Raw genomic sequence first — 20,175 nt, forward strand, 5'->3', positions numbered from 1 at the left:
CGCCGTGCGTGCCCAGGCTGCTGAAGCCGTGCGCACCGGCCAGATCTCGGCGGGCGAAATCGGCAACGCCATGTAATTGCCGTGCGGCGGGGCGGCCATGCCCCCCGTTCCTTCCGCGCGGTGGTTGCCATGAAGGCATGAATGACAAACGGGCTCCTGCGGGAGCCCGTTTTGCCTGGAGAGACTGCCCGCGCCTCAGGGGGTCATCATGTCGTTGTCTGCACGTGCAGGCGGCTCGACTTGCAGCGGTGCAAGGCGTTGTAGTACTCCAGGCGGCGGCCATTGGCGCCATAGGCGATGGACTCGATGCGCAGCAGCGGCTCGGGGCTTGCCAGCTGCAGCAGTTCGCAGGTCTCGGCGTCAGGCAGCACGGCGTCGATCCAGCGCTCGGCGCGCACCAGCCGCACCCCGTACTGGCGGCGCAACACGTCGTAGAGCGAGCGGTCGTCCAGGCGCATGCGGTGCAGGCCGGGCGCCAGGTCGGCGGGCACCACGGTTTCCACCAGCAGGCGCAGCTCGCCATCCACGCTGCGCAGCCGCTTCAAGGCCACCACCTGGGTGTCGTCCGTGAGGCCCAGCGCGCTGATCTCCTGCGGCGTGGGTGCGCGCAACTGCTGACCAAGGACCTGGGTGCGCACCGAACGGCCCTTGCGCTCCATCTCGTCGGAGAAGCCGAGCACGGTGGAAACGAAATCCTCGTCGCGCTCGCGCGCCGCGACAAACGCACCACGGCCCTTGATCTTGTAGATCAGGTTGTTGCGCACCAGGTCGGCCAGCGCCTCGCGCACCACGATGCGCGAGATGCCGAACTGCTCGCCCAGTTCGGCCTCGGACGGCAGCTTGGCGCCGATGGCCAGTTCGCCCTGCAGTATCTGCAGGCGCAGGGCATCGCGGAACTGCGCCCACAGGGGCGATTCGGAGTTGCGGTCGAGCAGGGGCTGGAGTTCGGTCGGTGAATTCACGTCAGGACGGGCTCAGGGCCGGGTGGATGGTCAATGATGCATGGAAAGCCGGCGCTGCATCGGTGTGATCAGGGACTGCGGGAGCCAGGCGCACGCCATGGCGTTCGCGCAGTGCGGTGGTGCAATTGTGCAGTTCCTGCCGTTCGCGCCCCGCATCCCAGCCCAGCGCCCGTGCAGCGATGCCCGCCATCTCGGCCAGCGCCGCGTCCGTGACGAGGCCACGGATGGCCAGCAGCGTGCGCCGGATCACCAGGTCGTCGAGGTGGATCACGCCGGTGTCGGTGCACAGCCAGGCCACCTCCGCCGCCGAGTAGTCGGGTGCATGCTGCAGCGGCACGTCGCCGGCCACCTTGAAGTGCTGGGCCATGCGCAAGGCCTGGGTACCGTAGCGGCGCAGCAGTGCCTGGGCGCGGGCACGGCCCAGGCCGGAATCCTGGGCGATGCGGTCGATGAAACGCTCGGTCGCCTGCCCGCCCTGCGGCATGTCGGTGCCGCCGCCAATGGGCAGTTGCCGGGTCGAGGCCGTGCGCCCGCGCCCCAGCAGGCGCAGCACCTCGTCGGTGGCCTCCTCGGCCAGCGCGCGAAAGGTGGTCCACTTGCCCCCCACCAGGCCCACGACCGGGATATCGCGCGATGGGGACGGTGCATCGATCACCACCGAATGGTCGCGCGAGATCTGCCCCGGCTTGTCGGCGTCCGAGCGCGCCAGCGGCCGCACGCCCACATAGGTGTAGACCACGTTACCGCGGCCGAAGGAGAGGTTGGGAAACACCTCGCCCAGCACCTCCAGCAGGTAGTCCACCTCGGCAGGTTCGGTGGCGATCTGGTCGGGGTCGTCCACCGGAATGTCGGTGGAGCCCACCAGCACCCGGTCCAGGAAGGGGTAGACGATGCACACGCGCCCGTCCAGCGCCTCGAAATAGGCCATGCGCCCGCCCAGCGCGTCGCGCAGCAGGGGGTGGTCGAGCACCAGGTGCGAGCCCTTGGTGCCCATCACGCGCGGGCCGGGGCCGCCCAGCAGTTCGGTGCTGCGGTCCAGCCAGGCGCCGCTGGCATTGACCACCGTGTCGGCCGTCACCTGCACCACCTCGCCCGTGACTTCGTCGCGCAGCGTGAGGGTCTTGCCCGCGCAGCCCGTCACGCGGCAGTGGTTGACGGCCGCCGAGCGGGGCTGGTCGCGGCAGGCGTCGCGCACCAGCTCCAGCACCAGCCATTCGGGGTGGCTGATCCAGGCGTCGAAGAAGGTCGCCGTCCAGCGCACGGCCGCCCGGAACAGCAGGCGGTCGGCCGGCTGCACGCGGCTGATGCGGTGGTTGGGCATCACGCGCTGGCGCCGGCCTAGCAGGTCGTACAGGCGCAGCCCGGTGGCCACGGCCAGCAGGCCGCGCGTGCGCTGGGGCGGCGTGCGGCCCAGGAACTTGAGCGCGCTGCTCATCAGCCCGCCGAAGAAGCTCGACAGCGGCACCACGGTCTTGAGCGGCTGCACCAGGTGCGGCGCGTTGCGCAGCAGCAGGTTGCGCTCGCGCGTGGCCTCGGCCACCAGCGAGAAGCTGCCGCTTTCCAGGTAGCGCAGGCCGCCGTGGATCATGCGCGAGGGCGCGCTGCTGGCACCCGCGCTGAAGTCGCCCTTGTCCACGATGAGGCAGTCCACGCCCTGCAGCGAGAGGTCGCGGAACACGCCCACGCCGTTGATGCCGGCGCCCACGATCACGGTCGAAAAATGGTGCCCCGACACGGCGGCCGGGCGCACGAAAGGCAATGGTGCAGGCGTGCTCATGGCAAGGCCTCCATGCTCTGCGCGGGTGTGGGGGTGGGCGCAAGCGCTGGCAGCGGCGCAGCAATGCCCGGCGATGTGCCCGCCAGATGGCCGAATACAGGGGACATGGTGGCTATCAGTTCGTTGAAGTTGGCATTGAAGTCCGCATGGGCCCGCGCCTGGCTGGCGTCGGGTTCGACCGTGTCGCAGGGCGCGCGCAAGGGGTGGGTGTCGATGCCTTGCGACATCGCCGCGTAGATCGCCGCGCCGCGCGCGCCGGTCTCGTCGTCGGCGCAGCGCTCCACCGGGTGCCCGAGCAGGCCCGCGAGCAGGCGCACCAGGCGCGTGTCGCTGGCGCCGCCACCGAGCACGGTGGAGGCCGACACCGGCAGCCCGCCGGCCGCCAGGCGCGCCGTATGGCGTGCATGCAGCGCCGCGACTGCATCGACCACGGCACGCGCCATGTCGCCGCGTGTGTGGTGGCTCTGAAGGCCGACAAAGCCGGCCGAGACGCCCGCACCGCCGTTCACGAAAGGCAGAAAGCGCAGTCCTCCGGCCCCGAACGGCACCGACATCGCCAGGTCGACCACGGCCCGCGCATCGGGCAGGCCGAGCACCCCGGCCAGCCAGGCGATATTGGCCATCGACGAGGGGCTGTTCTCCATGTACAGGCGCCGGTCGCTCGGCCCGAAATTCACGACGGCCACCACGTCGGGCCGGGGTTCCACCACCGGGCCGATGACGGCATTGACGCACCAGGTGCCCAGCACCGAGACGGCGCGGCCGCGCTCCTCGGCACGGATGGCGGTCATCGACGCCAGCAGGTCGATGGCGCCCATGGCCACCGGGATGCCCGCTGGCAGGCCGTGCGCCTCGGCCGCCGAAGTGTGCAGCGTGCCGATCACCTCGCCGCTGTCCACCAGCGGCCCGAAGGCCTTCGGTGAAAGATCGGCGACGCCCGAGGCCGCAAAGGCCAGCGGCGACCATGTGCCGGTGGCCACCGAGAGCAGGCCCGCCGTGCTGGCGTCGCTGGCGTCGGTGGCGATCTCGCCCGTGAGCAGAAAGCCCACGTAGTCCTTGGCGAACATGAGGCGTTGCAAGGCACCGCTGCGCACAGCGTCGCTGCCCAGCAACTCGGCGGCGATCACGGTGGGCTGGCCGGGCCAGGGCTGGCAGCCGACGTCTGCCAGCAGTTGCGGCCCGTGGCTGGCGGCCAGGGACTGGGCGCGTGCGCCGGCGCGCTGGTCGGTCGAGGCCACGGCGCGCCCGCCTGCGAGTTCACCGCGCGCATCCAGAGCGTACAGGCCTGCGCCATGCCCCGTGCAGCCGATGGCGCGCACGTCGGCCACGCGGCGGCCCAGTTGGTGGGCCACATCGCGCAGCACGGCGGACAGGGCCGAACGGAGCATGGGCTCGCCCACTTCGCAGCCACCGCCTGGCAGGCGGTCGTGCTGCAGGGGCATGCGGGACAGGGCGACGGTGCGGCCGCTCGCGGCCTCCAGGGCCAGGGCTTTGAGGCTGCTCGACCCGAGGTCGATGCCGATCAGTAGTTGGGTCTTCATGTCATAACAGCTTCCGCCGAACCAGCGGGTATATCCAGTAGTGTTTCCCCTAACTATCTGGAGATTCGATCCACGCTTACATTCTACCTGTCATAACAACTGTCGTGACACCAAGCACCCCATCGCAGCCCTGGAGAAAGCAGCATCCCATGCTGCACCGTTCAACAAGAGGAGACAAAAAATGAGGCGTAATTTCCTGAAGTCCGCAGCCGCCGCCGGTATCGGCCTGGCCGGCACCAGCGCATTCGCGCAGCAGCCTGCAGCGGCCCCCGCCGCAGCGGGCGGCCTGCGCGGCAACCCCAGCGACGTCTACGTGATGAACGTGATGGTCTCGGGTGTGGAGTACTGGTTCCCGGTCTACGAAATGATGAAGCAGCTGGGCCGCACGCTGGGTGTCCGCACCCGCTACACCGGCACCCCCGAGTACGACGTGAACAAGCAGCTGGCCTCGTTCGAGCAGGAGCTGGCACGCAAGCCCGCCGGCATCCTGCTGCACCCCATGAACCCCGACCCGTTCATCGAGCCCATCAACCGCGCAGCAGCCATGGGCATCCCGGTCGTCACCTTCGCGGCCGACTCGCCCAACTCCAAGCGCACGTCCTTCATCACTTCGGACAACGAGCGTGAAGGTGCGCAGGCGGCCGACGCGATCGCTGCATCCCTGAACGGCAAGGGCGAGTTCGCCGTGCTGGAGAACCCCGGCCAGGACAACCACGACCGCCGCATCGCCGCCTTCATCAACCGCATGAAGACCAAGCACCCCGGCATGAAGCTGGTGGGCCGCGCCGCGAGCAACCAGGACCCGAACAAGGCCTACCAGGCCGTGCAGAGCCTGGCGCAGGCCAACCCCAACCTGGGCGCCCTGTTCATGCCCGAGGCCAACTCGGCGCTCGGTGCGGCCCAGGCCAAGGTGGAGACCAAGAAGAACATCAAGGTGATGTGCTGCGACGTGAACGCCAAGATCCTGGACATGATCAAGTCCGGCGACGTGTTCGGCGCCATCAACCCCAACCAGGGCATGCAGGGCTACATGGGCATGATGATGCTGTTCCTGGCCAAGAACCCCGGCCTCATCGACCCGATGAACGACGCCAAGCGCAACGGCACCAACCCCATGGCCGTGCCCTTCCTGGACAACGGCCTGGCCGTGGTCAGCAAGGCCAACGCCGACGACTTCTACTGGGACAAGTACCTCGCCCGCCGCGGCACCAAGGGCATCAGCGAGTGAGCACCACCACCAAGGGCGCTCCCCTGCTCGCGCTGCGTGGCATCTGCAAGCGCTTCGGCGCTTCGCATGCGCTCTCGGGCGTGGACTTCTCGCTGCAGGCGGGCGAGATCCACGCCCTGTGCGGCGAGAACGGCGCGGGCAAGTCCACGCTGATGAACATCATCGATGGCATCCACCAGCCGGATGCGGGCGAGATCCTGCTCGACGGCCGCGTGGTGACCATCGATGGTCCGGCCCAGGCCATGCGCCTGGGTATCGGCCTGGTGCACCAGGAGATCGCCCTGTGCGCCGACGCCACCGTGGCCGAGAACATCTTCATGCCCGAGATCAATGCCGGCCGGCAGGCCTGGATGGACTACGCCGGCCTGAACGCACGTGCCACCCAGGTGCTCAGGCGCCTGGGCCAGGACATCGACCCCGCCGCCTGCGTGGGGGACCTACCCATCTCCAGCCAGCAGCTGATCGAGATCGCCAAGGCGCTCACGCTCGACTGCAAGGTGCTGATCCTCGACGAGCCGACCGCCGCCCTCACGGACAACGAGTCGGCCGCCCTCTTCCGGGTGCTGCACGACCTCAAGGACCAGGGCATAGCCATCATCTACATCAGCCACCGCATGGCCGAGATCTTTGCGCACTGCACGCGCGTGACCGTGCTGCGCGACGGCCGCAACGTGCATTCGGGGCCGCTGGCCGAGCTCGATGCCGACGGCCTGGTGCGCCGCATGGTCGGGCGCGACCTGGGCAACTACTACCCGCCCAAGCAGCAGGACGCAGACCGCGGCGAGCATGTGCTCGAAGTGGGCGACCTGGCCGACGGCGAGCGCGTGCATGGCGTCTCGTTCACCGTGCAGCGCGGCGAGATCCTGGGCATCGCCGGGCTCATGGGCGCCGGGCGCAGCGAGCTGGCGCAGACTTTGTGCGGCCTGCGCCCCGCCACCGGCGGCAGCGTGCGCCTCAACGGCAAGCAGCTCGCCATCCGCAAATACAGCGACGCGCTGCGCGAAGGCATTGCCTACCTCAGCGAGGACCGCAAGGCCGCAGGCGTGTACCTGGACCTGCCGATCGCGCAGAACATCGCCTCCATGGCGCTGGCGCGCGTGAGCTCGCGCTTCGGCCTGCTGCAGCGTGCGGCCGAGCACCGGCTGGCGCAGGAGCTGGGCGCGCGCCTGAAGCTCAAGTCCGACGGCGTGCAGATCGAGGTGGCCAGCCTTTCGGGCGGCAACCAGCAGAAGGTGGCCATCGCCAAGCTGCTGGCCACCAACCCCGCGGTGCTGCTGATGGACGAGCCCACGCGCGGCGTGGACGTGGGCGCCAAGTCGGAGATCCACCACATCCTGCGCGACCTGGCCTGCCAGGGCGTGGGCGTGGTGGTGATCTCCTCGGAGCTGCCCGAGATCATCGGGTTGTGCGACCGGGCCCTGGTGATCCGCGATGGCCGCGTCGCGGGCGAGGTGCAAGGCAAGGACATGACGGAAGAGGCCCTGCTGCGGCTGGCCTCGGGACTGGAACGACAACAAGAGGAGATGACATGAATCACCCCGCACAACTGGATGCCGGCAGCGTGGCCGGCCTGCAGCCCCTGCGCGAGAAACCCCAGGGAGGGCCCGGCAAGCCGGGCGGAACCAGGCTGACCAGCATGCGCGAGATGGGCCTTCTGGTCATCATCCTGGTGCTGTGCATCGGCATGAGCTTCGCCTCGCCCTACTTCCTGACCTGGGACAACATCCGCGCCATGCTGCTCTCGTTTTCCATCGAGGGCATCGTGGTGGTAGGCATGACCATCCTGCTCATCGTGGGCGGCATCGACCTGTCGGTGGGTTCGGTGGTGTGCTTTGCGATGGTGGTCACGGGCAAGCTGTTCCTGATGGGGTTCGACCCCTGGACGGCCGGGCTCATCGCAATCGCCGCCAGCGCCCTCATCGGGGCCATGATCGGCGGCTGCGTGGTGCGCATCGGGCTCAACCACTTCATCGCCTCGCTGGCCTTCATGGTCATCGTGCGCGGCCTGTGCCTGGCACTCACCCAGGGCACGCCGCAGTCGCTGTTCTCGCTGCCGGCCTCGTTCAAGTTCATCGGTCAGGGCACGCTGTTCGGCATTCCGGCGGTGATCCTGATCTTCCTTTTCATTGTGGTGGTCAGCGACTTCGTGCTGCGCCGAGCCAGCCTGCTGCGCCGCGTGTTCTACACCGGCAGCAACGAGAAGGCGGCGCTGTACTCGGGCATCCGCGTGGGCCACGTGAAGTTCTGGGTCACGGTGCTGTGCGCGGCCTCGGCCGGCCTGGCCGGGGTGATCTACACCGCACGTTTCGGCGCAGCCACGCCGACCTTCGGCGTGGGCATGGAGCTCAACGTGATTGCCGCAGCCGTGATCGGCGGCGCCAGCCTCAAGGGCGGCTCGGGCACGGTGCTCGGTGCCGTGCTGGGCCTGGCCCTGCTCTCGGTGGTGACCAGCTCGCTGATCCTGCTGGACGTGTCACCCTACTGGCAGGACGTGATCAAGGGCCTGATCCTGCTGGCCGCCGTGACCATCGACCACCTCATGAACACCCGAAAGACCCAACGATGAATGCCGTGATGATGAACGCAGCGATGAAGACCACCACCCTGGGCCCGTCGGGCATCCAGTGCTCGGCCATCGGCCTCGGTACCTGGGCCATGGGCGGATGGATGTGGGGCGGCCAGGACAGTGCCGCCGCCACCGACGCCATAGCCGCCTCGCTCGACGCCGGGGTGACGCTGATCGACACCGCGCCGGCCTATGGCCTGGGCGCCTCCGAAAACATCGTTGGCGCCGCCCTCAAGGGCCGCCGCCATGAGGCGGTGATCGCCACCAAGTGCGGCCTGGTGTGGCACACGCAAAAGGGCACGCACTTCTTCGACGAAGACGGCCACCCCGTGTACCGCCACCTGGGCCGCGAATCGATCTTCCACGAGGCCGAGGAGAGCTTGAAACGCCTGCAGACCGACTACATCGACCTGTACATCACCCACTGGCAGGACGCCACCACGCCGGTCGAGGAGACCATGGACGCCCTGCTCACGCTCAAGCAGCAGGGCAAGATCCGCGCCATTGGCGTGAGCAACGCGAGCCCCGAGACGCTGGCCGAGTACCTGCAGCACGGTCCCGTGGACGCGGCGCAGGAGCGCTACAGCCTGATCGACCGCGAGATCGAGCAGACGCTGCTGCCCCTGTGCAGCCGCCATAACGTGGCCATGCTGGGCTACTCCTCGCTGGCGCTGGGCCTGCTCGCCGGCCCCATCGACCCGGCGCGCGAATTCACGGGCGACGACCAGCGCGCGAGCAACCCGCGTTTCAGCGCGGCCAACCGCGCCAGGCTCAAGGCCTTCTTCGACGAACTCGAACCAGTGCGCCGGCCACTGGGCTGCTCCTTCGGTCAGCTGATGATCGCCTGGACGCTGGCCAGCGGCAATGTATCGGTGGCGCTGTGCGGTGCACGCACGCGGGCACAGGCCACCGAGAACGCCACCGCCGGCGCGCTGGACCTGCCCGAGGAGGCCGTGTTGCGCATCGACACGGCCGCCGCCCGGCACCTGATGGCGCTGGCCTGACGAACCTCTTCCCCCTTTTTCTTACTCCCACCAACCAAGGACCTCTTCGTATGTCGAAGGACAAGACCGCACGCCTGAACCGCCTGCTGACCCACGGGCGCTGCCTGGACATCGCCCTGGACCACGGCGTGTGCAACGAACCCTCGTTCCTCAACGGGCTGGAGGACATGCCCGGCGTGATGGACAAGCTCGTGGCCGCCGCGCCCGACGCCATCCAGCTCAACTACGGCCAGGCCGACCTGCTGCAGGACCGCCCGGGCCGCAACAAGCCGGCGCTGGTGATGCGCATCGACATGGGCAACCCCTACAACGCCACGGCCCACCGCGTGATGTGGGCCCTGCTGCAGAACGAGCACGATCCCGTGCTGCCGGCCGTCCAGCGCGATGCGGCCTGCGTGGTGGTCAACCTTTTCATGCTGCCCAATGAACCCGACCTCTTCCGCCAGTGCGTGCAGAACATCGCGCGCGTGCGCGCCGACTGCGACCGCTACGGCATGCCGCTGATGATCGAGCCGCTGGTGATGCGCCCGCACAGCGAGCAAGGCGGCTACATGGTCGATGGCGACGCCGAGAAGATCGTGACCCTGGTGCGCCTGGCGCGCGAGATGGGGGCCGACATCGTGAAGGCCGACCCCACCACCGACCCCGCCGAATTCCACCGCGTGGTGCAGGCAGCGCGCTGCCCGGTGCTGGTGCGCGGCGGCGGCCGCGAAGACCTGCAGCAGGTGTTCGCGCGCTCGCGCGTGCTGCTGGACCAGGGGGCCGTGGGCATGGTCTATGGCCGGAACGTGTACCAGCACGCCAACCCGTCGGCGGTGGTCAACGCACTGATGGCGATGATCCACCGCGGCGCGAGCGCATCCGAGGCCTGGGAGCTCTACACAGCGGCATGAGATGAATCCCTGAAACCGGAGGGCCTGTGGTCGCCAGACGCCCACAGGCCCTTTTTTGTTGCCCCGGCGCAGGACGCGGCGTGTGCCGCCATGCGCCCGTCAACTGTTGCCAAAACTGGAACAGTTAGTTCGCGACCAGATGGTTTTTCTTTGGATACCCCAGGCGTACAGTTCAACCCATCGATGAGCCGAACCCGCAAGGCGACTCACCGAACCCGGTTCAGAAATGGTTTTTGTCCCGGTTTTTCTGAGACGCTTTTTTCTTCCTGAAGGATTTCATCATGAACAAGACCGCCCGCTTCCTCTCCATCGCCGCCGTGGCCGCTTTCGCTTCTTTTGGTGCCCAGGCCGACGAGGCCGATGCCTCGCAGTTCGCCACGAAGTTCGAGACGAACCGCACCCGCGCCGAAGTGGCCGCCGAAGCCGCCACCGTGGCCCAGACCCGCTCCATCGAACCCGCAGGTTCGCGCGTGGTGACCTACCAATCCACCGCCGACCGCGCCGCCGTGCGTGCCCAGGCTGCTGAAGCCGTGCGCACCGGCCAGATCCCCGCTGGTGAAATCGGCGCGATGTAAAAGGCCACCGCCATGCGGTGCAGGCGCACCGCAGCCGCCACGCAAAAGGCCGGAGCCCCGTGAAGGGTTCCGGCCTTTTTGTCTTGCATGCCTGAAGGGTCAACCCGCCGCCGCATGCGGCGGCGCATGAAGCAACGCCTTACGGCAGCAGCGTCACGCCCGTCTTGCCCTGCAGGGCTTCGAAGGTGACGCCGGGTGCCAGTTCAATGACTTTGAGGCCTTCGGGCGTCACGTCCAGCACGGCCAGGTCGGTGATGATGCGGTCGACCACGCCCACGCCCGTCAGGGGCAGCGTGCACTGGGGCAGGATTTTGAGGTCTTCAGTGCCGTCCTTCTTCTTGGCCACATGCTCCATGAGCACGATCACGCGCTTGACGCCAGCCACCAGGTCCATGGCGCCGCCCATGCCCTTGACCATCTTGCCAGGGATCATCCAGTTGGCCAGGTCGCCCTTCTCGCTGACCTGCATGGCACCCAGGATGGACAGGTTGATCTTGCCGCCGCGGATCATGGCGAACGACTGGTCGCTGCCAAAGATCGACGAGCCCTTGATCGTGGTGACGGTCTGCTTGCCGGCATTGATGAGGTCGGGGTCCACCTTGTCGTCGGTAGGGAAAGGGCCGATGCCCAGCATGCCGTTCTCGGACTGCAGCCACACTTCCTTGTCGCCCGTGAAATTGGCCACCAGCGTGGGGATGCCGATCCCCAGGTTCACATAGAAGCCGTCTTCGAGTTCTTGCGCCGCGCGTGCGGCCATCTGGTCTTGGGTCCACGGCATGGTCAGGCTCCTGCTTTCTCGGTGATGGTGCGTTTTTCGATGCGCTTTTCAGGGTTGGCGTTGAGCACGATCCGGTGCACGTAGATGCCGGGCAGATGGACGTCATCGGGCGCGAGCTCGCCCGTTTCCACGATGCGCTCCACCTCCACGATGCAGACCTTGCCGGCCGTGGCCGCGGCGGGATTGAAGTTGCGCGCGGTGAGGTTGAAGCGCAGGTTGCCGGACTTGTCCGCCACATCCGCCTTGATGAGCGACACCTCGGGTACCAGGGAGCGCTCCATCACATAGGTTTCGCCGTCGAACTCGCGCAGCTCCTTGCCGTCCGCAACGATGGTGCCCACGCCGGTCTTGGTGAAGAAGGCCGGAATGCCCGCGCCGCCGGCGCGCAGCTTCTCGGCCAGCGTGCCCTGGGGCGTGAACTCCAGTTCCAGTTCGCCCGCGAGGTACTGGCGTTCGAACTCCTTGTTCTCGCCCACGTACGAAGAGATCATTTTCTTGATCTGGCGGGTCTCGAGCAGCTTGCCCAGGCCAAAGCCGTCGACGCCCGCATTGTTGGAGATCACGGTGAGATTCTTGGCACCCGAATCGCGCAGCGCATCGATCAGCGCCTCCGGAATGCCACACAACCCGAAACCGCCCACAGCCATGAGCTGGCCGTCTGCAACCACACCCCGGAGGGCCTCGGCCGCGGAGGGGAATATCTTGTTCACCACGATCTCCTTGTGAATTTTGGATGCGCTACGATACTACGTACCCGAATAAGTAGTATCCCCTAAAGATTTGCACTATGGACGTTGATTACCGGCTCGCTTTCGACATGGCTCCCGTGGGCCTGGTGCTGTCACGCAACCGCACCATGGTCGATTGCAATCGGCAGGTCTGCGAGATGTTCGGCGCCTCGCGCGAGGTGCTGATCGGCCAGTCCTTCCAGGTACTTTATCCGAGCGCCGACGAGTATGAGCGCCTGGGCGCCCACATGGAGCCCATCCTGAACGCCAAGGGCCACTACGCCGACAACCGCATCATGAAGCGCGCCAACGGCGAGGTCTTCTGGTGCCATGTGTCGGGGCGCGCGCTCAATCGCAATGCACCGCATGAATCGGGCATCTGGAGCTTCGAAGACCTGAGTTCCCAGCGCCCCGTGAAAGCGGAGCTGACAGGCCGCGAACGCGAAGTGGCGGCACGCCTGCTGGAAGGCCTGACCTCCAAGGAGATCGGCCGCACGCTGGAGATCAGCCACCGCACGGTGGAGATCTACCGCGCCCGCCTCATGCGCAAGTACAACGCGTCGACCGCAGCCGATCTCGTGCACAAGCTCCTGGCGGGCTGAAGCCTTATTTTTTCGGCCCGTCGATCACGTCGGCGGCCGTGCGGAAAGCCTCCACGGCGGTGGGCAGTCCGCAGTAGATGCTGGCATGCAGCAGCACCTCCTGGATCTCGGCCGCCGTGGCGCCGTTGTTGAGTGCACCGCGCACATGGCCCTTGAGCTCGTGCTGCTTGCCCAGCGCGGTGAGGAACGCCACGGTGATCAGGCTGCGCGTCTTCATGTCCAGCCCCGGGCGCTGCCAGACATCGCCCCAGGCATTGCGGGTGATGAACTCCTGGATCGGCTGGGTGAACTCCGTGGCATTGCCAAAGGCATTGGCCACGAAGTCCTCGCCCATGACCTGCTTGCGCGTGGCCAGGCCTTTGTCGAAATCCTTGGAGGATGGGGGTTGCGTCATGCGGGCTCTCCGGTTCGGTTTGGGGCCGCCATGGTAGCCGCCCTGCCCGCCCGAAAAGCACAACGCCACCAGCCCTTCCCCAAGGAGGCCAGGCCGGTGGCGTCGTCAGTCCGGGGGGCTCAGGCCTGTGCTGGATGTGCCGCGGGCGCGAGATCAAAGCGGTCCAGGTTCATGACCTTGGTCCATGCCTTCACGAAGTCCTGCACGAACACCGCCTGCGCATCGCTGCTGCCATACACCTCGGCCAGCGCGCGCAGCTGCGAGTTGGAGCCGAACACGAGGTCGGCCACCGTGCCCGTCCACTTCGGAGCGCCACTCGCACGGTCCACGCCCTCCAGCACGCCGGCCTCGGAGGCCGATTTCTGCCACCGGGTGCGCATGTCCAGCAGGTTCACGAAGAAGTCGTTCGTGAGCACACCGGGACGCTGCGTGAACACGCCGTGCCGGCCCTGCCCTGCATTGGCGCCCAGGGCGCGCAGGCCGCCCACCAGCACGGTCATCTCGGGGCCGGTCAGCGTGAGCTGGTTGGCGCGGTCGATCAGCAGCTCGGCCACCGCGCCTTCGAGGCCGGGGCGCACATAGTTGCGAAAGCCATCGGCCAGCGGCTCCATGACCTCGAACGAAGGCACATCGGTCTGCTCCTGTGAGGCGTCCATGCGGCCTGGCGTGAAAGGCACGACCACTTCCTGGCCTGCGCTGCGGGCGGCCGACTCGATGGCCGCAGCACCGCCCAGCACGATCAGGTCGGCCAGCGAGACCTTCTTGCCGCCGCTCTGCGCGGCATTGAAGTCCTGCTGGATCGCTTCGAGCTGGCCCAGCACCTTGGCCAGTTGCGCAGGCTGGTTCACTTCCCAGTCCTTCTGCGGTGCCAGGCGCACACGGGCACCGTTGGCGCCGCCGCGCTTGTCGCCACCACGGTAGGTGGAGGCCGAGGCCCAGGCCGTGGACACCAGCTCGGGCACCGACAGGCCGGACGCCAGGATCTTGGCCTTGAGCACCGTCACGTCCTGGTCGTCCACCAGGGCATGGTCCACCTCGGGAATCGGGTCCTGCCAGATCAGCACTTCGGCCGGTACCTCAGGGCCCAGGTAGCGCACGCGCGGACCCATGTCACGGTGCGTGAGCTTGAACCAGGCGCGCGCAAACGCGTCGGCGAACTGCTCGGGGTGCGCGAGGAAGCGGCGCGAGATCTTCTCGTAGGCCGGATCGAAGCGCAGCGACAGGTCGGTGGTGAGCATGGTGGGCACGCGCTTCTTCGAGGGATCGTGCGCATCGGGAATCGTCGCCTCGGCGCCCTTGGCCGTCCACTGGTGCGCGCCAGCCGGGCTCTTGGTCAGTTCCCACTCGAAGCCGAACAGGTTCTCGAAGAAGTTGTTGCTCCATTGCGTGGGCGTGGTGGTCCACGTCACTTCCAGGCCGCTGGTGATGGCGTCGCCGCCAAAGCCGCTGCCGTGCTTGCTGATCCAGCCGAAGCCCTGGTCCTCGATGCCGCCCCCTTCGGGCTCCTTGCCCACCAGGGCCGCGTCGCCCGCGCCGTGGGTCTTGCCGAAGGTGTGGCCGCCGGCGATCAGCGCCACGGTCTCTTCATCGTCCATGGCCATGCGGGCAAAGGTGTCGCGGATGTCGCGCGCCGCCGCGATCGGGTCGGGGTTGCCGTTGGGACCCTCGGGGTTCACGTAGATCAGGCCCATCTGCACGGCGGCCAGGGGCTTGGCCAGGTCGCGCTCGCCGCTGTAGCGCTTGTCGCCGCCCAGCCAGGTGGTCTCTGCGCCCCAGTAGACGTTTTCATCGGGTTCCCACACGTCGGGGCGGCCGCCGCCGAAGCCGAAGGTCTTGAAGCCCATGGATTCGAGCGCCACGTTGCCGGTGAGAATCATCAGGTCGGCCCAGGAAATCTTGCGGCCGTATTTCTGCTTGATGGGCCACAGGAGGCGCCGCGCCTTGTCCAGGTTGGCGTTGTCGGGCCAGCTGTTGAGCGGCGCAAAACGCTGCTGCCCGGCCCCCGCGCCACCGCGGCCGTCGGCCAGGCGGTAGGTGCCGGCGCTGTGCCAGGCCATGCGAATGAACAACGGACCATAGTGGCCGAAGTCGGCCGGCCACCAGTCCTGCGAGTCGGTCATCAGCGCGTGCAGGTCGGCCTTCACGGCGGCCAGGTCCAGGCTCTTGAATTCTTCGGCGTAATTGAAGCCGTCGCCCATGGGGTCGACGAGCGGAGAGCTCTGGTTGAGCGGGCGCAGGTTGAGCTGGTTGGGCCACCAGTCCGCGTTGCCACGGCCCTTGGGCGCGGCGGCCTTACCGTGGTCGAAAGGGCATTGGGCTTCTGTCGTCATGGGTCTCTCCTTGTGTAAGCGGTTCAGGCACTTGGCGAGACCAATGGTAGGAAGCAATCCATGACACGTAAATTGAATCGATTGAATTCGATTGATAGTCAATATTTATCAAACCACAAAGGCCGGTAGCTTCACGGGCTTGGATGGATAGTCGCCAGCCTGCGCAAGGCACGCTGCAGGCGCTATCAATAGCGTAGCTTCCAGCGCTTTGCAGGTAAGCGCTAGAGGCCATTTTTGCTTGAAAATTGTGCTCACGAGCATGTCCCCCGCCCTGGCTACGCGGCTGGGGCGGCTGCCGCCTCACGGGCCAGCACGGCGAGCAGGTTCTGGGCCGCGCCCACGCCCATGTTCACGTAGGCGTCGCTCGTCACGCCGCCGATGTGCGGGCTGAGGATGAAATTCTTCTCGCCCTGGAACGGGTGGCCGGCCACCATGGGCTCCACCGCAAAGCTGTCCAGGCCCGCCGCCATCACCTGGCCCGAGCGCACGGCCGCCAGCAGCGCGGCTTCGTCGATGAGGCCGCCGCGGGCGGTGTTCACCACGATGACGCCGCGCTTGCACTGTGAGAGCGTGGCGGCGTTCAGCATGCCGCGGTTTTCGTCGGTCAGCGGGCAGTGCAGTGACACGGCATCCGCCTCGCACCAGATCGTTTCGAGCGGAACGCTCTGCACGTAGTCGGGCAGGTTCTTGGCGAACGGGTCGAAGCCGATCACGCGCATGCCCAACGCGTCGGCCATCTTGGCAAAGCGCAGGCCGATGGCGCCCAGGCCCACCAGGCCCACCGTGCGGCCGTAGAGCTCCAGGCTCTTGTGCGTGGCCTTGTCCCAGTGGCCGGCATGCATGCGTGCATCCAGCTGCACCACCGACTTGGCGCAGGCCAGCAGCAGCACCAGCGCCTGCTCGGCCACGGCCGCGGCATTGGCGCCCACGGCAGCCACCACCTCGATGCCGCGCGCCTTGGCCGCCACCTTGTCGATGGTGTCGGTGCCGCTGCCGTGCTTGGAGATCACCTTGAGCGAAGGCGCCGCGTCCATCACGGCCGGGCCCACCTTGCCGTAGCGCACGATGATGGCCACCGGATCGTGTTGCTTGGCCAGGGCGACCATGTCGTCTTCGGTCGGCGTCTTGCCGGCGTAGACGATGTCGTAGCCGGTGAGCAGACCGAGCGCCTGCTGCGCCAGGTCGGCGCCCGTGACGATGATGGTGGGGTTGGTGCTCACAGCGATTCCCCTTCCTGGAGGACACCCGCCGCACGCAGCGCGGCGGGCAGCCACTTCGAGGCCGTGTCGCCGCGGGCGATGGCGTCGATGCGGGCGGCCTCGTCGGCGACCTTCTTGTCGGCCAGGGCCATCATGCCGGGGGCCTTGGCGCGCTCGATCACGACCACGCCGTCGGCATCGCCCACCACCAGGTCGCCGGGGTTCACCGTGGCGCCGCCGGCAGAGATGGGGTGGTTGATGCGGCCGGGCACGTACTTGGTGGGCCCGGCGGGATTGAAGCCCGCGCTGAACACGGGGAAGTCCAGTTCCAGGATCTCGAGCTTGTCGCGGATGGCCGCGTCCACGATCACGCCGGCCAGGCCGCGCTTCTTGCAGGCGCTGAGCATCAGCGTGCCCATGAGGGCGGCGGTCAGGTCGCCCTTGCCGTCGATCACCAGCACGTCGCCCGGCTGGGCCAGCGCGATGGCGGCGTGGATCATGAGGTTGTCGCCGGGGCGCACTTCCACGGTGAAGGCCGGGCCGGCCACCTGCATGCCCTGGTGCACCGGGGCCACGCGGCCATGCATCGTGCCGCGGCGGCCCGCCACGTCGGCCAGGATGGCGGCCTGGAAGGTCGCGGCTTTGTGCACGACCTCGGCGCTCACGCGGTCGATGTCACGGATGATGTCGGGGAGTTGGCTCATGGTGAATTCCTTGTAGAGAGCACGAAAAACGGTGGGGCCTGCGCGGCTGCGGCGGTGGCACGGTGTCAGCTGCGCAATGCCCATGCCGCAGCGCGACCGCGGACGTGGAGCGGCTGCAGGCAATGCGGTTGGAAAAAGATGGACGGGCGACGTGTGGGGCCCGGGCGTGGGGCGCGCTTGGCATTTCAACGGATCGCTGGGCGGGGAGCCGCAGGCAGTGCGGTACACGGCAAGGCTCCCCAAGGAGACGGGCCTGTTGAGGGCAATGCCCTAAATCAGTCCAGGCTGGCGCCCGAGTCCTTGACGATCTTGCCCCAGCGCGGCACTTCGGTGCGCAGCAGCTGGCCGAACTGATCGGCCGAGCCGCCCAAGATATCGCCGCCTTCGGAGCGCAGCTTCTCGGCCACTTCAGCGTGCTGCAGTGCCTGGTTGATCGCCTTGTTCAGCTGCGCCACGATGGGAGCGGGCGTGCCGGCCGGCGCCAGGATGCCGAACCAGGTCACGGCCTCGAAGCCCTTGTAGCCCGACTCCGCCAGCGTGGGCACATCCGGCAATTGCGACGAGCGCTTGGCCGACGTGATGGCCAGCACCTTGAGCTTGCCGTTGCGCACCTGGCCCAGCAGCGTGGGCACGGACGACATGTACAGATCGATCTGCCCGCCCACCAGGTCGGTCATGGCCTGGGCCGCGCCCTTGTAGGGGATGTGGCGCAGCTTGATGCCCGCCGCGTTCTCGGCCAGCTCGCCGGCCAGGTGGGCTACCGTGCCGTTGCCCGAGTAGCCCAGGGTGAGCGCGTCGGGCTTGCCCTTGGATGCGGCCACCACATCGGCAAAGGTCTTGTAGGGCGAATTGGCCGGCGCGGCGATCACGATGGGCGACGACGACACCAGTGCCACGGGCACCAGGTCCTTGATGGGGTCGTAGGGCAGCTTGGGGTACAGCGTGGGGTTGATCGCCAGGTTGCTGGTCTGGCCCATGACCAGCGTGTAGCCATCGGGGGCCGACTTGGCCGCGGCGTCCACGCCCAGGTTGCCGCCTGCGCCGGGGCGGTTGTCCACGATCACGTTCCACTTGTTCTGGTCCGTGAGCTTTTGCGCCACGGTGCGCGCGATCATGTCGGTGCCGCCGCCGGGTGGGAACGGCACGATCAGGCGGATGGGCTTGTTGGGGTAGGCGGCCTGCGCCAGGGCTGCGCCAGCGGGTGCGGCCAGGGCGGCAAGGCCCAGCACAGCGTGGCACAGGTGCGCGCCGACGGCACGCGAAAGCGATGGAAAAGCTGGCATGGATTTGTCTCCGTTTATGGTGGTTATTCACGCCGGTCCGCAGAACCTGCGAGGGCCCGGCGCCGTGGCCGCGACTTTACGCAGACGTTTCAACCCATACAATGGCGTTGCACACAATGAAACGAATGGCACCATGAGCAACAGCCCCAGCAAACCCGCGCGTCCTGCAGCCCACCGTGCACCGGCGCCCAAGCCACCGGCCCCCGTGCCAGCCCCAGAGGCCTCAGGGGCCGCAGACTCCGAGCCTGCGACGGGTGTCATCGCCGTCACCCGGGCCCTGCAGGTGCTGGAGGCTTTTGCCCTGGGCGAATCCAGCCTGCCGCTGGCCGAGCTGAGCCGCCGCTGCGGCCTGCACAAGACCACGGTGCTGCGCTTGGCGCGCACGTTGGCGCAGTCGGGCTTCATGGTGCAGCGCGAGGACGGCGACTGGCGCCTGGGCCCTGCCGCGGGCTGGCTGGGCGCGCGTTACCAGGCGGGCTTTGATGTGCAGAACGTGCTGGAGCCCGCGCTGCGCGAGCTGACCCACGCCACGGGCGAAAGCGCGGCCTTCTACGTGCGCGAAGGCCAGGTGCGGACCTGCCTGGTGCGCGTGGAGGGCCCGCAGGCACTGCGCCACCACGCCCGCATGGGCGAGGGCCTGCCGCTGGACAAAGGCTCGCCGGGCCGCGTGATCCTGGCGTTCTCGGGCGAGCCGGGCAAGGCGTACGAAGACATCCGCAGGAAGGGCTACCACTGGTCCATCGGCGAACGCGAGCAAGGCGTGGCCACGGTGTCGGCGCCGGTGTTCGGCATGCACTGGCGCCTGATGGGCTCGGTGTGCATCTCCGGCCCCGCATCGCGCCTGCCGGCCGAAAAGCTCGAAGCCCTGGCCCAGACGGTGATCGGCGCCGCGACGCAGCTGTCGTATGCGCTGGCGGGCAACACGGCAGCGCCCGCGCAAAGCCCCGTGCGCGCCACGCAGTGGCATCCCTGAATCCCGGATACTGATGCCTGCCACCTACTGAAAAATCGACAAGGAGACCCCTGTGACCCGCTACCCTGTGCCCTCGCTCGACAGCCTGCCCGAAGACATCCGCGTCCGCATCCTCGAAGTGCAGGAGAAGGCTGGCTTCATCCCCAACGTGTTCCTGGCGTTTGCCCGGCGCCCGGCCGAGTGGCGCGCGTTTTTTGCGTACCACGATGCGCTCATGCTCAAGGAAGAAGGCAGCCTCACCAAGGGCGAGCGCGAGATGATCGTCACCACCACCAGCGCCGCCAACCAGTGCCTGTACTGCGTGGTGGCGCATGGCGCCATCCTGCGCATCTACGAAAAGAAGCCTTTCCTGGCCGACCAGGTGGCGGTCAACCACCGCAAGGCCGACATCACGCCGCGCCAGCGCGCCATGCTCGACTTCGCGATGAAGGTCTGCGAACGCTCGCACGAGATCGAGGATGCCGACTTCGCCGCGCTGCACGCCCACGGCTTCGACGACGAGGACATCTGGGACATCGCGGCCATCACCGCGTTCTTCGGCCTGTCCAACCGCATGGCCAGCTTCGCGGGCATGCTGCCCAATTCCGAGTTCTACCTGATGGGTCGCGTGCCCAAGGCCAAGCCTGCCGCCTGACGCC

General features: G+C 67.6%; 19 protein-coding genes. 9 read left to right on the plus strand and 10 right to left on the minus strand.

Annotation, left to right across the window (positions count from 1 at the left end; translation table 11 throughout):
- Positions 1-206: 206 nt before the first annotated feature.
- From AC07OD_RS26270 to AC07OD_RS26280, 3 genes are read right to left on the minus strand one after another with little or no spacing between them, the layout of a single operon-like run.
- Positions 207-962, minus strand: a complete 756-nt coding sequence (locus AC07OD_RS26270; protein WP_218295192.1) for a GntR family transcriptional regulator — start codon at positions 960-962, stop codon at positions 207-209.
- Position 963: 1 nt separating this feature from the next.
- Complete coding sequence (locus tag AC07OD_RS26275) at positions 964-2,739, minus strand: glycerol-3-phosphate dehydrogenase/oxidase (RefSeq protein WP_494598383.1); 1,776 nt, start codon at positions 2,737-2,739, stop codon at positions 964-966.
- Positions 2,736-4,280 carry an FGGY family carbohydrate kinase gene (locus tag AC07OD_RS26280; protein WP_494598384.1) on the minus strand — a complete coding sequence of 515 codons (1,545 nt, stop codon included), beginning with the start codon at positions 4,278-4,280 and terminating at the stop codon, positions 2,736-2,738. The genes AC07OD_RS26275 and AC07OD_RS26280 overlap by 4 nt, the downstream gene beginning before the upstream one ends.
- 181 nt (positions 4,281-4,461) lie before the next feature.
- On the opposite strand from AC07OD_RS26280, the gene AC07OD_RS26285 reads away from it, so the two are divergent.
- The 6 genes from AC07OD_RS26285 (at position 4,462) to AC07OD_RS26310 (ending at position 10,546) form a co-directional block, all read left to right on the plus strand.
- Positions 4,462-5,508: a substrate-binding domain-containing protein gene (locus AC07OD_RS26285; RefSeq protein ID WP_007854385.1), complete on the plus strand. Its 1,047-nt coding sequence runs from the start codon at positions 4,462-4,464 to the stop codon at positions 5,506-5,508.
- Positions 5,505-7,040, plus strand: coding sequence for a sugar ABC transporter ATP-binding protein (locus tag AC07OD_RS26290; protein ID WP_494598385.1), 1,536 nt, complete (start codon positions 5,505-5,507; stop codon positions 7,038-7,040). Before AC07OD_RS26285 ends, AC07OD_RS26290 begins: the two co-directional genes overlap by 4 nt.
- Positions 7,037-8,074, plus strand: a complete 1,038-nt coding sequence (locus AC07OD_RS26295) for an ABC transporter permease (RefSeq protein WP_494598386.1) — start codon at positions 7,037-7,039, stop codon at positions 8,072-8,074. Before AC07OD_RS26290 ends, AC07OD_RS26295 begins: the two co-directional genes overlap by 4 nt.
- Positions 8,071-9,078 (plus strand): aldo/keto reductase, encoded by a 1,008-nt coding sequence (locus AC07OD_RS26300; RefSeq protein ID WP_494598387.1) that lies wholly within the window; start codon positions 8,071-8,073, stop codon positions 9,076-9,078. Before AC07OD_RS26295 ends, AC07OD_RS26300 begins: the two co-directional genes overlap by 4 nt.
- Positions 9,079-9,128: 50 nt before the next feature.
- Positions 9,129-9,971 (plus strand): class I fructose-bisphosphate aldolase, encoded by an 843-nt coding sequence (locus AC07OD_RS26305; RefSeq protein ID WP_494598388.1) that lies wholly within the window; start codon positions 9,129-9,131, stop codon positions 9,969-9,971.
- A 281-nt stretch (positions 9,972-10,252) separates the two neighbouring features.
- On the plus strand, positions 10,253-10,546 hold the full coding sequence (locus tag AC07OD_RS26310) for a DUF4148 domain-containing protein (RefSeq protein WP_218338710.1): 294 nt from the start codon (positions 10,253-10,255) through the stop codon (positions 10,544-10,546).
- 139 nt (positions 10,547-10,685) lie between these two features.
- On the opposite strand, the gene AC07OD_RS26315 is transcribed toward AC07OD_RS26310, so the two are convergent.
- Together AC07OD_RS26315 and AC07OD_RS26320 are read right to left on the minus strand one after the other, a co-directional pair.
- Entirely contained in the window at positions 10,686-11,324 is a 639-nt protein-coding gene (locus AC07OD_RS26315; protein ID WP_492244832.1) for a 3-oxoacid CoA-transferase subunit B, read from the minus strand.
- Between the two features lie 2 nt (positions 11,325-11,326).
- Complete coding sequence (locus AC07OD_RS26320; protein ID WP_218295200.1) at positions 11,327-12,034, minus strand: CoA transferase subunit A; 708 nt, start codon at positions 12,032-12,034, stop codon at positions 11,327-11,329.
- A 77-nt stretch (positions 12,035-12,111) separates the two neighbouring features.
- Between AC07OD_RS26320 and AC07OD_RS26325 the strand changes: the two genes are divergently transcribed.
- Complete coding sequence (locus AC07OD_RS26325; RefSeq protein ID WP_218295201.1) at positions 12,112-12,654, plus strand: PAS and helix-turn-helix domain-containing protein; 543 nt, start codon at positions 12,112-12,114, stop codon at positions 12,652-12,654.
- A 4-nt stretch (positions 12,655-12,658) separates the two neighbouring features.
- On the opposite strand, the gene AC07OD_RS26330 is transcribed toward AC07OD_RS26325, so the two are convergent.
- The 5 genes from AC07OD_RS26330 to AC07OD_RS26350 form a co-directional block, all read right to left on the minus strand.
- On the minus strand, positions 12,659-13,048 hold the full coding sequence (locus AC07OD_RS26330) for a carboxymuconolactone decarboxylase family protein (protein ID WP_218295202.1): 390 nt from the start codon (positions 13,046-13,048) through the stop codon (positions 12,659-12,661).
- Positions 13,049-13,167: 119 nt separating this feature from the next.
- Positions 13,168-15,378 (minus strand): catalase/peroxidase HPI, encoded by a 2,211-nt coding sequence (katG, locus tag AC07OD_RS26335; RefSeq protein WP_494598389.1) that lies wholly within the window; start codon positions 15,376-15,378, stop codon positions 13,168-13,170.
- Positions 15,379-15,653: 275 nt separating this feature from the next.
- The gene (locus tag AC07OD_RS26340; RefSeq protein ID WP_494598390.1) at positions 15,654-16,598 is read right to left on the minus strand and encodes an NAD(P)-dependent oxidoreductase; all 945 of its coding nucleotides are present in this window, start codon (positions 16,596-16,598) and stop codon (positions 15,654-15,656) included.
- On the minus strand, positions 16,595-17,281 hold the full coding sequence (locus AC07OD_RS26345; protein ID WP_494598391.1) for an RraA family protein: 687 nt from the start codon (positions 17,279-17,281) through the stop codon (positions 16,595-16,597). The genes AC07OD_RS26340 and AC07OD_RS26345 overlap by 4 nt, the downstream gene beginning before the upstream one ends.
- 275 nt (positions 17,282-17,556) lie before the next feature.
- A complete protein-coding gene (locus AC07OD_RS26350; RefSeq protein ID WP_218338713.1) occupies positions 17,557-18,564 on the minus strand; it encodes a Bug family tripartite tricarboxylate transporter substrate binding protein in 1,008 nt (335 codons plus the stop codon).
- A gap of 133 nt (positions 18,565-18,697) precedes the next feature.
- Here AC07OD_RS26350 and AC07OD_RS26355 point away from each other — a divergent pair, with 133 nt between their 5' ends.
- The gene (locus AC07OD_RS26355) at positions 18,698-19,537 is read left to right on the plus strand and encodes an IclR family transcriptional regulator (protein ID WP_255590817.1); all 840 of its coding nucleotides are present in this window, start codon (positions 18,698-18,700) and stop codon (positions 19,535-19,537) included.
- 52 nt (positions 19,538-19,589) lie between these two features.
- On the plus strand, positions 19,590-20,171 hold the full coding sequence (locus AC07OD_RS26360) for a peroxidase-related enzyme (protein WP_218338714.1): 582 nt from the start codon (positions 19,590-19,592) through the stop codon (positions 20,169-20,171).
- Positions 20,172-20,175: the final 4 nt, after the last annotated feature.

This window comes from Acidovorax sp. GW821-FHT10E03, assembly GCF_059415205.1.